Genomic DNA, 11,636 nt, shown 5'->3' with positions numbered 1-11,636 from the left:
TCACTTCTGAGCTTGTGTGCTGAAATATAGTAAGTATGAGTATTCCACTATCTGAAGTCCATGCTATACGCTACAGAAGTCCATCTTTTTTAAATCTTAATACGTAACACAAGTCCACTAAAAAACACGGTTAAATTAAATCAACCGTGTTTTTTGGTTATTTCTTGTCTTTTAATTTAGAGTATGTTTCTCTAAATGATTTTCCATGTAATGTAATCAAATAAGATGAATTAATTGTCCTATCTAATATCGCATCCGCTATGGGTCCTCCATTTAGTAATTGATGCCAACCATCAAATGAATATTGACTACAGAATATTGTTGATTTCTTATTACACCTTATTTCCATCAATTCAAGTAGGTCATTTCTTTCTGATTCACTTGTCGATTTTAATAAGAATTCATCTAGTATCATTAAATCATACTTTCCTAGTTTTTTTAGATATTCATTATATTTTCCTTGAATCCTCATTTCTATAAATTTTGAGAATAGTTCTGGTAACCGAATATATAAAACTGTTTTTCTATCTCTACAGGCATGGATCCCCAAAGCGTTTGATAGCCATGTTTTACCACAACCGGATGCTCCTACAAAAATTACATTCAAACCGTTGTTTATATAATTGTTTGTAGACAATTCCTCCATTTGCGAGCGATCGAGTTTTCTGTCTGGATTATAATTAATTGATTCCATACTTGCTGTAGAATCATAAAAATGTGCATTCTTGATAAATCTTTCTATTGTATGATTTACTCGACTATCATATTCCATATCAATTAATTCGCTGAACCGTTCATCGAATGATAATTGACTGTATTCTGGGTTTGCACTTTGTAATTCATATTGTTCTGTAATAACTGGTAATCTCATTTTCTTCAATTTTTCTATCAATTCACTCTTATCCATTGTTCTTGCCTCCGTAATAGTCTTTTCCTCGCACAAAGGCATACATATCACATTCACTTTGTACATTATCATTTTTATCTTTCAAATCTTGATTTGACAGTAATATCATCTTAATATTTTTATAGCCAGGCTGACTGATGTGATCCAACGCCAATTGACACGCATTTTCCAGTCTGGTTTTCCATATTTAACAATGACATACAACCTTTATAAGCTTGTTCTTCAACTTTATAACGATCAAACAGTTTGGAAACTAAAATCGAAGTATTGTCTCCAATAGAGGCAGCCCACTTCATAAAACGGTCTTTGTTCCATTGAAATTTTTGGTGATTCTCCGGCATATGACTTTTATTTGTTGAGTATTGATTGATACGACCATATAATCGATCATGGGTACAAATTTGATTCATTTTATAATATACAGTTACAGTTCTTTTTGTGACTTTTACATCTACATAATTTCCAACGTATTCATATGGCACAGAATAATTCATTTTTCTATCGAAATATGATAATTTAATTGAACTTTAGCTCGTTTCCATACACTCAACTCAAATGGCTGTTCAGGCAGAGCTTTCATAAGCGGAAATTCTTCGTCTAAATATACGCTTTTTCTGGAACCTTCCTTTTTCTGAAAAGGTCTGTTATTGAAATTGTCCAATTCTTTGACAATTGCTTTGTTTAGGTCCTCAAGCGAAAAGAATTTCCTGTTTCTAAGTTTACCGACAATGGCTACTGTACAATCTCCAACCACGCCTTCAATAGCTGCCTTATCTTTAGGCTTACGCACTCTTGTTGGAATAATAGTTGTATCATAATAGTCTGCCATTTCCTGATATGATTTGTTTAATATTGGATACTCATATTTCTTGTTTTGGATAATTCCTACTTTTAGAATGTCTGGAATCAGAAGCCTTGCAACTCCGCCAAAATAACGGTAAGCCTGGATATGGCAATCGACCCAATCATTGATTTTCATGCTTGGGCATGCTTGAACATAACTGTACATACTAAATGGTAATGTTGCCTCGAATAAATATGCAGAGATTGCTTCTCCTGTGTAACGATCATACACATACATACGGGTGCCATTCCAATCAACCATCATTTTATCACCCGGTTTATGGTTGATATGCATCGTAAGATTATGCTTTTTAACGTAATCACGATATCGTTCGCAAAAGTAGCTATACTGGTAAAATGGACTCTTGATTGACCGACAATCATCAACATATTCTTCCCATAGCAGTTTGATTGTGGTTCCTGGCTTTAACAGTTCCTTATGAATGTAATCAAAATCAGGTTGCTTAATGGATAAATTGATTTTCATCTCCTGTTCAAATAATAAATTTTGGACATCTGATTCACTGAGATCTTTAACAGATGACCAACACACTTTTTTGTCATCAGCTACATTAAAAATTTTTCTTATTGTATCTCTTGAAATTTTAAGAGATACAGAAATCTGTCGCTGACTATAGTTTTGTGATCTCATTTCCAAAACTTTTTTAAATCTCGCATAAAAAACACCTCCTAATCGCAAGACTAGATAAGTATACTTACTTACCATTTTTTATCTTGCAACAGGAGGATGATAGTTTATATCTACAATATAGGTGTGGACTTATACAACGGATTCAATGGACTTCGTCACCGTATCAACTGGACTTATTTTACCGTATTGGATGGGCTTGCCCATCCGTTATATTCAATCTGTTTGTTAATTTGATCCAGTTTACTGCTCTTAAACTTATCCAACATCTTTTGATCCATGATTTCATCCTCCCCTACCCCAGATCATTAAGGCAAATTGCCTTAAACATTCCGGCGCTATCAATATATAGTCCTTTCACCAATAACCTATACCTTTATTCAACACTCTTCATGTTAGAATATTAAATTTATGTATTATTTAATCATTCCAGGCATTGAAAAAAGCGCCCACATAAACATGAACGCTCTTAATAGTCCATTATATTCCAATGTATAAATTATAATTTATTCACTTATTTGTATTTCTTCTTAAGATTAATACTCAATATTATTGCAACAACTGATGAAATAATTAATCCTGCAACTAATGAAAATATCCAAAGATTATTTTCATTTAAAAGAAGAATAACGGAAATATCCATCGATATTATGAAAAGTACAAAGAAAAGATTTAAAATTATAGTATCTTCTTTCCAATAATTTTCTTTATCAATAGTGTTTAAACTATTGTAAAATTCAAACCCATTGTCTAGTTCTTTATCAACTTTAGTGTTTCTTATTTTGTTTGTTGCATACCAAATAAGTAGGTATATCATGTTTAAAAAATGAAAATCATCGTATTCTTTGTCATGTTTGTTCCTCCACAAATTCAAATTTATAAATCAAACTCGTCTTCTATCTTTTCCTGTTCGCCTATAATATTCATCCTTATCTGCATACATCAACTTATCAGCCATTGCCTTAATTTCTTCAAAATTAAGTTCTATATGTTCTGAACAAACAACTACTCCCTTAGACACACTAAGTTCAGAAATAAGATTTCCCTGGAAGTTTTCAGTTAAATAATCAAATGTCTTAACTGCATCCTGTGCTTCTTCTCTCGTTCCTCTCAGTAATGCAACAAACTCATCGCCACCTACACGATACGTCCTACCAAGACCTGAGAATGCATTATCCATACACTTCGAAGCGCCAATAATTAACTCATCCCCTGCTTCATGACCAATATTATCATTAACTTCTTTTAAACCATTCAAATCCATCATAATAAGAACGTATTCTATTAAGTTATTATTTTTCTTGATTATTTCACAGTCATCTTCAAACCCTCGTCTATTATATAAGCCTGTAAGATTGTCCTTTATAGATGCTTCATATCTTCTGTTGTATGCATCCTTTGCCTTCTTCTCTCTCATACTAATAATAACAAATGAAGTTGCCATTATTAATACGCCTGCAACAAAGATTAAAACAATTGGAAGTATAATTTTATTTACATCCAATTTAACAGGATTCTTATCTCTTATTACTATGTACCCATCAAATCCTTCGAGATACTTGGTCATATAACAGCCATTCTCCGATAACCGATAATAAAAATCATCATCTGATATATTGCCAAAATATGAATTATCCAAGTAGCTTGTTTCTATAGAACTTACATCCGTATCAACCTGTATAAGTCCATCATGATTAACTAAATCTACTTTGATATTGTATTCTTCCTCGAACCTGGCAAGTATGTCTACAAGGTCATTCATATCAACTCCGACACCACATACCCCCAAAATGTCTCCATTCGTGTCAAAAATACCGTAATTAATAAACACCGTAAGACTCCCGTTATTATCTTCATCAGTATCAACATTAACTATATATCTTTTCCCTGAATCCAAGTAATCCTTATACCATATATCATGGCTGTCATTTTCAACATCAAGATATCTACTTATTCCATTATATGTATAATATGCTCTTGTTTTATCCGAAACAACAAATACCATTTTATAATCAAATTCATTACCAATGGATACCAAACGATTAGTCATATCGTCTTTGACACTCTCCGCCTCTTCTCTGGTTTTCCCCTCTAGGTAGGTTCTTATATCAATATCACTGCTAATCGTCTGAGAAACAGTAATTGGCTTAATAAATTCTTTCTCAATCTTTGCTGAAACCATCTGTGCAATTGTCCTGCTCTGTATTTCAGAGTTTTCCTTAGTTACCTGTTGAATCACATTCACACATGCTATGATGGAAACACTCATACTAAGTAGCATTATGATAAGCATAATAACAGCATCAAATCTGCTGTTATTAATCATATTCGTATGTTCATCCCCATTATGAGACCAATCATACATATATGCAGCAAACATTACGAATGAACCTATTCCCAGTCCTAAATTGGTTATAGAAAATCCATAAATAAAGGACTGTATAACTGTTGCAATTATTGGAATAAACGAAAACAGCATCATTGAAATGAAGCTTCGTTTTTCCAAATACTTTCTATACTTAAACGCTATACCTGCTCCTATAAATATGACGACAAGTGATATTAGTGTATATACATACCAGAAATTATTCCTGTGATAATAATTTGCCTCATCGAAATAATACATCCATGGATAAAACAAATTAACCACAACAATGATAATATTAATGCACGAAAAGATATTGGCACATTTAACACTATTGCCACTTACTTCAGCACCTTTTTCAACAAAAACAGAACTAACATACCTAACATAGGTATTTGCCATTGCTATGTTCATAGCAAATACCATAAGATTCGCAATTCTAGTTACTAAAATATTAAAAGGACCCAGGTTACCTCTAAAAATATAGGCCAAAGTCTCTCCAAAAAACAGAACTGTAGCAATAAGAAATAATCGAACGAACATGCTCATACTCTTCTGTTTTGGATTATTTGCTTTAATTGAAACAAAGATTATTAGACAGAACAAACAAAAGAACATATCCATTGTTGCCTGTGCAATTTCAAGACTTGTAATATTCATCTATTTTTCTCCTCGTCGGTTGATACTCTTTTTTACCTTATATTTGAATTGATGGATAATGCTTGTTTTTTTATTCTTATACAAGGTTACTGTTTTTTCTTCGAAAGGTAAATTTATCAATTCTGCAACTTCCGACTTATCTTTCTGAATAAAGTATATATGAATAATAAGCAAATTAAAACTTCCTACCAGTAAATTCTTATATTCATTGTGCAATTGACATCTACCCTGTTAAATAACGAAGTAGTACACGTTATGTTATTTAAAAGGGTACACCATCATTTGTACGTCAAAAAGCACAAAAAATCCGTTAGTTTTCTTCCAGGATTAAAAAGTTAACGGATCATATTTTATAAAATAATGCGATAAATAGTGTTTTAAGACAACAATTGTATTTGATATTTCACAAACCACAGGCGCCCCCTTCCTGAAGTAATTTCAGATTTAAAAGGTTCTAATAAAGAATCTCTCGCCATGATAGAAGCAACGGGCGGAGCATGAGGGGATTACCGAAACACCGAAAGCTGAAAACCAAATGGAATGGGTCGGCAGAATGAACGCACTGTGGTCAACGGTTACAGAAACTGTAAATACGGAGGTAATCTTCGTATGAGAAAGCAGAAATATTACCTTTACCTCACAGCTGAAGAACGGAAGTATATTTTAAATGCTCTGCTTTCCTGCCGCAACAAACGGGTTGCACAGGGCAGATATACGGATGCGGTGAATGAGGTTATGATAAAGTTACAAAAATAGACTTCGGCGGAAGGGAGGGAAAGAGTATGCGCACTGTGAATGAAGAAGCCCGCAGAGCAAAGGAAATCGAGATTATGGAAGCGTGCTTTGACTGCTATGCGGAAAACGGATTCACCTCTGTCGGTGTAAAAACGATTGCAAAGACCTGCGATTGCAGTGTTGCGACACTGTATCAGTATTTTGACAATCTCGACGACCTTATCGTTAAGTCCACCGAATACTGTATGAGCAAGGTGGAAGATGATTTTATGGCGAAAGCCCCCACCGACGTAGATGACCTTTGGCGGTTTATAGACGAGATACCGTATTGGACAGCAAAAAAGCACGGCAAGAAATACAGGCTGATGTATCAAATCTACACTCATCCCAAATACAGGGAATACGGTCAGAAGTTCTTTAAGGGTGTCGATGAACGATATACGGAATACGCAAAGAGCTTAGAGCCAAAGCTGGGGATTCCCCACGAAAAGCTGACACCGCTGATTTTCATTCTGATAAGAGCCTGTGTACACTACGCACTGTTTGAGGATGAATTCTACTTGAAATCACAGATAGCCGTGCTAAAGGAAGCCCTTGAACTTTTTATAATGAAATACAACCTGAAAGCAAGGTCGGGTACTTTTACATAATAAATCAAATTTTTAATTCACTCTAAGGAGGAAAAAATTATGAAAAAAATGATTTTCAGTATTCTGCTGTGCCTGTGCATGGTGCTGGCACTCTGCCCGGTGACGGCTTTTGCGGATGTGCCGCCCGATACCATCATAGGCGATATAAACTTAGACGGAACAGTTACGAAAAAAGACGCCATCTACCTTCAAAATTATCTTGAAGGTCTTGAAAGTTTCACCGATAAACAACTCGTTGTCGCAGATTTTAATGGAGACGGCGTGGTAAACTACAGCGATTTGGCAAATCTTCAAAGCTATCTTGAATTACTAGCAAGCGCCATCACCGTAACAAATGGTAAAGCAACCGCATGCGGCACTGAAATCAGCGAAGCAGCAGAGGGTACAAGGGTTACCCTGACCGCAGATTCGCCTCCTGACGCAATGGTATTTGATAAGTGGATTGTAGGGAGTGGCAGCAATGTTACCCTTGCAGACGCAAACAGTGCAACGACCACATTTACCATGTCTAAAGACCCGGTAAATGTGGCTGCAACGTATAAGCCTTTATCCGCCAGCGAAACGGGCAGCCTCGCCATCACGGTCGACGGCTTCGAGGTGGGCAAAACGCCAGACAACTGCACCTACACCTTCGAATCCACAATCCCGGACGTCGATTTCAGCGCAGACGATATTCTGTCTGTTAAATGGGGAAAAATATTTGATAATGAAGAAGGGGGCACCGAAAGGGAGGAAATAAGTGAAACCGAAACGTTCGAGGCTGACACAGTCTATCAGTTCACGATGGATCTGGACAACAAAGGTCTGAATACAGCGCCGGCTGTCACCGTGAACGGCATGACGCCGGAATCTTGTATAATTGCAACCAGCAACGGTGTGCCGATTCAGCTCCAGATATACTGCGAACTCGTCACGCCGATGGAGCAGTCGCAGTACACCGTCACCTATGACGGCGGCGAATAGCAAAAAGTTTCCCTTGTTTTCGCTCATAAGGGAAAAAACAAGGGAAAATACATAAGGTTTGAGAATTACACAGGCGAAAAGCCTTGAAAATACAGGATTTATTGAGGATTAAATAGACAAACTAGAATTTATTTTGTTTTCCTATTTATTAGTATCATTTCGAATAAGTCAGATAATTCTTTATTAACATATCATCTATCTACAATACTACTTGTTTTGTGATAACCCCTGATAAACATCCTATTAAAATGTGCAAACAATTTATAAACATCCTATTTTTTTGTGATTTTCTGTTGTTTGACTCATTAATTTTATTTATACTTATAAGTAAAGGAGCTGATATACGATGACATATTTGAAACGAAAAATAGATAATTATTTGTTAAATTGGAAAACAGATCCAAATAAGAAACCATTGATTATTAAAGGCTCAAGACAAGTTGGCAAGACAGAATCCATCACACGATTTGGTCATTTAAATTATAAAAGTATTATTTATATCAACTTTGTAGAAGAACCAAATTATAAAATGATTACTACAGACGGCTATAAAGCGCAAGATATCATTAAAAATATATCTAGGATTGATCCATCTAAACAATTTATCGAAAATGATACACTTATTATTTTTGATGAGTTGCAAGATTTTCCAGATATTGCTACATCACTCAAATTTTTCAAAATAGATGGACGTTTTGATGTAATATGTAGTGGCTCTCTTTTAGGTATTAACTACCAAAGTATCGAAAGCAATAGTGTTGGATATAAAACAGATTACGAAATGTTTTCTTTGGATTTTGAAGAATTTCTATGGGCTAAAGGTTACGATGAATCGACTATTCAGGAAATGTTAGAGCATATGGTTCAATTAAAATCATTTAATGAAATTGAAATGTCTATCTATTCTTCGTTGTTTTTGGACTTCTGTATCTTAGGTGGTATGCCAGCAGTTGTTCGAGAATATATCGAAAAAGGAACATTTGAGGGCTCTATTGACATTCAGAAACAACTTGTTGCCGATTATAAAGAAGATATAAGAAAATATGCTGTTGGAATGGACCAAACACGAATCACAAATGTATTTAATCATATTCCTGTCCAATTAGCAAAAGACAATAAAAAATTCCAAATCACAAAAGTTGCATCCAATGCTAGATTTAGAGATTATCGTGGATGTATTGAGTGGTTAAAAGATGCCGGTATCATAAATATTTGTTACTGTATGCAATTCCCGGAACTTCCTCTAAAAGGAAACTACGACGAATCAAAGTATAAGATATACTTTGCAGACTCCGGTTTATTAGTCTCTATGTTAGATGATGAAGCCCAAGAAAACCTACGAGTAAACAAAAATTTAGGTGTATATAAAGGTGCTCTTTATGAAAACGTAGTGGGAGAAGCCCTAGTGAAAGCAGGGTATGATCTGTACTACTATAAAAAAGACAATTCAACTTTGGAACAAGATTTTTTTGTTCGAAACAAAGAGAATCTAATTCCAGTAGAAGTAAAAGCAACAAATGGAACTGCAAGATCTTTACGTACTTTGATTGCCAGTAATCACTATCCTGACATTCAATTTGGTATTAAATTCATATCGGGTAATATTGGATTATCTAATAACATATATACTTTTCCTTATTTCTGTGCTTTTCTTTTAAAGAAATATCTAACTAAAATAAGCTAAGTGAAAAACGAATCAAAAAGAACACTTAAAAATAAAACCAATTGATGCCTGTTCATGTGGAATCAAAAAAGGTGCGGGTAAAAGTGCATGGCCGATCAACATATAGTGTACAATTCCCGCATATTTTGCACTAGATGGAATGGTTTAGAAAAAGGTTCTATTTTTGATGATGCACTCGATGATAAAGAATATGAAGGAAATTTAATCTATCTATTAAAGAACACTACTAACTTTATTAAAAACGATTCCAAAGTCATATGCACCAGAAGCCCTAACATTAGACTATTTAACAAACGAAGAAGGTCAATATCTTGACAGAAAGAGAATAAGATTTGTCCGTCAATTTCGAGGTTTAACACAAACCGAACTAGCCGAAAAATCCGGGCTTTCAGCAGATGAAAATGGAAGAATTCGTATTTCGCAATATGAGAACGGAACCAGAGTTCCACGTAAAGCCATGTTAGAAAAAATAAGTAAGGCGCTACATATCAATTCTATGTATTTAAGTATGGACGATCATACCGGAGCACTTGATTTTGTTTTTACATTACTCGATTGGCACAGAACAACCGATTTCATTATAAAAAAAGAAACAATAGATAATGAAAAGCATTATTTAATTGATTTGAACACAAATCTTTTTGATGATTTTTTAGAAGCATGGATACAAAAAAGCCAATCTAAAAAGTGGTAAGATTAGCAACGATGAATATATTGAGTGAACAATTAATTATCCAACTAAAAAATAATTTTAGTAGCCATTCAATGTTTTACAGCTATATCATAATCAATCAATAGCCTTTAATAGGGTAGAGGAATAATACAAAGATTATTGCCCCTCCCGTTGAACTTATCCCGAATTATGTATTATCCCGAAAAACAGGTTTTCACTATAGAAAATCAAGTAAAATTCGGGATAATTTTTTATTTAAGTGAGTATAGTTTCTTTAAAAGTTCTTCATCATCAAAGTCATAATTATTAGTGCTACTATCTATGATATTAATCACAGGTAAAGCTGCATTGATAGCCTTCCGCTTCATTTCGGTATCAGCGTTGGCATAAAATTCTCTAGTGGTATTAATTTGTGCATGACCTAACCATTCAGATACCAAAGGAAGAGGCATACCATTACGATAAAGATGCATGGCTCTAGAATGGCGAAACATATGGCAATATATATGCCTTGGAAATTTTGAATCAACATTATTGGCCATGATACAATATCGATCGATTAATTTTTGGACTGTATCAGGATTCATTTTTGTTCGTTCTCCATGATGAAGTGTAAAAAAGACATAATCGTCGCTATTTAAATCATAATCGTCCAAATATCTTTTAAGATGTTTGACGGTTTTATCCATTATTGGAACTATGCGCATTTTTTTTCCTTTTCCGTAGATAGCAATATGTGGAGATGATTCTAACGAGATATCTTTTATTCTTATGTTTAATAATTCCTGTATTCGAGCTCCTGTGTCGTATAAAGTAATCATCATTGCGAGGTTTCTTCTATCTTTAATATTTGATTGGTTAGGTTGGTTAAGAAGAAGTTCTAATTCTTTCTCACTGAAGAAATCAATAACAGTTCCTTTAGTTACTGATTTTATTGGAATTGTCATAAGTTTTAGGTAAATATCAATTAACGTTATATCGTGATTAGCTGAATACTTGTAGAATGATCTTATTGCAGCTAATTTTAAATTTCTTGTTTGAGCTGACCAGTGATATTCGTTTTCTCCATATTCAAGAAATGATTCAACAAGTTCAATAGTCGTATCATTAAAATCAAAGTCTCTGAGTTTGATACCCAAATAATCTTTAGCGAAATCTAAGAATTGATTCATACAAATCTTATAATTCTTGATAGTATGGTAGCTTGCTCCTTTTTGATTCGGCAAAAAAATTTCAAAGTAATCTCGAATTGTTTTAAAATATTTTAGTTCTTTCTTTTTCATTGCGATACCTCTGGAATAATCGATTCCATCTTTTCCCAATCAATAGCTTTTGAATTTTTTAATCTATCGGGTAATAAATGGATATAATATGCAGTTTTGGTACTATGTCAAGATTTAAGACAACTTAAATATCTGTTTTTTTAATGTTTATGTTTCAAATATTGTTTTTCAAAATTTTGTGGAGATTCATATTCACAATGTGAGTGAATTCGTGTTGTATTATA

Annotated in this window: 9 protein-coding genes and 2 pseudogenes; 6 read left to right on the top strand and 5 right to left on the bottom strand. The window is 34.0% G+C overall.

Translation table 11 applies throughout. The features are described 5' to 3' along the window. Window positions 1–157: 157 nt before the first annotated feature. From istB to FYJ55_RS02355, 4 genes are all read right to left on the bottom strand, one after another. A complete protein-coding gene (istB, locus tag FYJ55_RS02365) occupies window positions 158–907 on the bottom strand; it encodes an IS21-like element helper ATPase IstB (RefSeq protein WP_154555472.1) in 750 nt (249 codons plus the stop codon). Between the two features lie 119 nt (window positions 908–1,026). After that, complete coding sequence (locus FYJ55_RS10960; RefSeq protein WP_229771044.1) at window positions 1,027–1,401, bottom strand: Mu transposase domain-containing protein; 375 nt, start codon at window positions 1,399–1,401, stop codon at window positions 1,027–1,029. Beyond that, window positions 1,398–2,477 carry an IS21 family transposase gene (gene istA / locus FYJ55_RS02360; protein WP_229771043.1) on the bottom strand — a complete coding sequence of 360 codons (1,080 nt, stop codon included), beginning with the start codon at window positions 2,475–2,477 and terminating at the stop codon, window positions 1,398–1,400. Before istA ends, FYJ55_RS10960 begins: the two co-directional genes overlap by 4 nt. An 805-nt stretch (window positions 2,478–3,282) precedes the next feature. Further along, window positions 3,283–5,424 carry a sensor domain-containing diguanylate cyclase gene (locus tag FYJ55_RS02355; RefSeq protein WP_154555471.1) on the bottom strand — a complete coding sequence of 714 codons (2,142 nt, stop codon included), beginning with the start codon at window positions 5,422–5,424 and terminating at the stop codon, window positions 3,283–3,285. 493 nt (window positions 5,425–5,917) lie between these two features. On the opposite strand from FYJ55_RS02355, the pseudogene FYJ55_RS11450 reads away from it, so the two are divergent. The 6 genes and pseudogenes from FYJ55_RS11450 to FYJ55_RS10950 form a co-directional block, all read left to right on the top strand. Next, a pseudogene (locus tag FYJ55_RS11450) lies at window positions 5,918–6,037 on the top strand (TnpV protein); the annotation flags it as partial. A 169-nt stretch (window positions 6,038–6,206) separates the two neighbouring features. Beyond that, window positions 6,207–6,809: a TetR/AcrR family transcriptional regulator gene (locus tag FYJ55_RS02345; protein WP_154555470.1), complete on the top strand. Its 603-nt coding sequence runs from the start codon at window positions 6,207–6,209 to the stop codon at window positions 6,807–6,809. Between the two features lie 39 nt (window positions 6,810–6,848). Then, window positions 6,849–7,772, top strand: coding sequence for a dockerin type I domain-containing protein (locus FYJ55_RS10760; RefSeq protein ID WP_195836639.1), 924 nt, complete (start codon window positions 6,849–6,851; stop codon window positions 7,770–7,772). A gap of 346 nt (window positions 7,773–8,118) precedes the next feature. Then, window positions 8,119–9,456 carry an ATP-binding protein gene (locus tag FYJ55_RS02335; protein ID WP_154555469.1) on the top strand — a complete coding sequence of 446 codons (1,338 nt, stop codon included), beginning with the start codon at window positions 8,119–8,121 and terminating at the stop codon, window positions 9,454–9,456. 244 nt (window positions 9,457–9,700) lie between these two features. Next, a pseudogene (locus FYJ55_RS11395) lies at window positions 9,701–9,898 on the top strand (helix-turn-helix domain-containing protein); the annotation flags it as partial. 15 nt (window positions 9,899–9,913) lie between these two features. After that, window positions 9,914–10,150 (top strand): hypothetical protein, encoded by a 237-nt coding sequence (locus tag FYJ55_RS10950; RefSeq protein ID WP_229771042.1) that lies wholly within the window; start codon window positions 9,914–9,916, stop codon window positions 10,148–10,150. A gap of 230 nt (window positions 10,151–10,380) precedes the next feature. Here FYJ55_RS10950 and FYJ55_RS02320 read toward each other — a convergent pair whose 3' ends face one another. Further along, window positions 10,381–11,412 (bottom strand): tyrosine-type recombinase/integrase, encoded by a 1,032-nt coding sequence (locus tag FYJ55_RS02320; protein WP_154555467.1) that lies wholly within the window; start codon window positions 11,410–11,412, stop codon window positions 10,381–10,383. Window positions 11,413–11,636: the final 224 nt, after the last annotated feature.

The organism is Holdemanella porci, from assembly GCF_009696075.1.
Taxonomy (GTDB): Bacteria; Bacillota_I; Bacilli_A; order Erysipelotrichales; family Erysipelotrichaceae; genus Holdemanella; species Holdemanella porci.
The sequence above is the reverse complement of the archived record's forward strand: the minus strand, read 5'-3'. Positions and strand labels throughout refer to the sequence as shown.

What these genes read in the sequence shown, in the direction of transcription:
- istA (WP_229771043.1), bottom strand. Translation starts at nt 2,477, where the DNA reads ATGGTAAGTAAGTATACTTATCTAGTCTTGCGATTAGGAGGTGTTTTT.
- FYJ55_RS02335 (WP_154555469.1), top strand. Translation starts at nt 8,119, where the DNA reads ATGACATATTTGAAACGAAAAATAGATAATTATTTGTTAAATTGGAAA.
- FYJ55_RS02345 (WP_154555470.1), top strand. Translation starts at nt 6,207, where the DNA reads ATGCGCACTGTGAATGAAGAAGCCCGCAGAGCAAAGGAAATCGAGATT.
- FYJ55_RS10960 (WP_229771044.1), bottom strand. Translation starts at nt 1,401, where the DNA reads ATGAATTATTCTGTGCCATATGAATACGTTGGAAATTATGTAGATGTA.
- FYJ55_RS10950 (WP_229771042.1), top strand. Translation starts at nt 9,914, where the DNA reads ATGTTAGAAAAAATAAGTAAGGCGCTACATATCAATTCTATGTATTTA.
- istB (WP_154555472.1), bottom strand. Translation starts at nt 907, where the DNA reads ATGGATAAGAGTGAATTGATAGAAAAATTGAAGAAAATGAGATTACCA.
- FYJ55_RS02320 (WP_154555467.1), bottom strand. Translation starts at nt 11,412, where the DNA reads ATGAAAAAGAAAGAACTAAAATATTTTAAAACAATTCGAGATTACTTT.
- FYJ55_RS10760 (WP_195836639.1), top strand. Translation starts at nt 6,849, where the DNA reads ATGAAAAAAATGATTTTCAGTATTCTGCTGTGCCTGTGCATGGTGCTG.
- FYJ55_RS02355 (WP_154555471.1), bottom strand. Translation starts at nt 5,424, where the DNA reads ATGAATATTACAAGTCTTGAAATTGCACAGGCAACAATGGATATGTTC.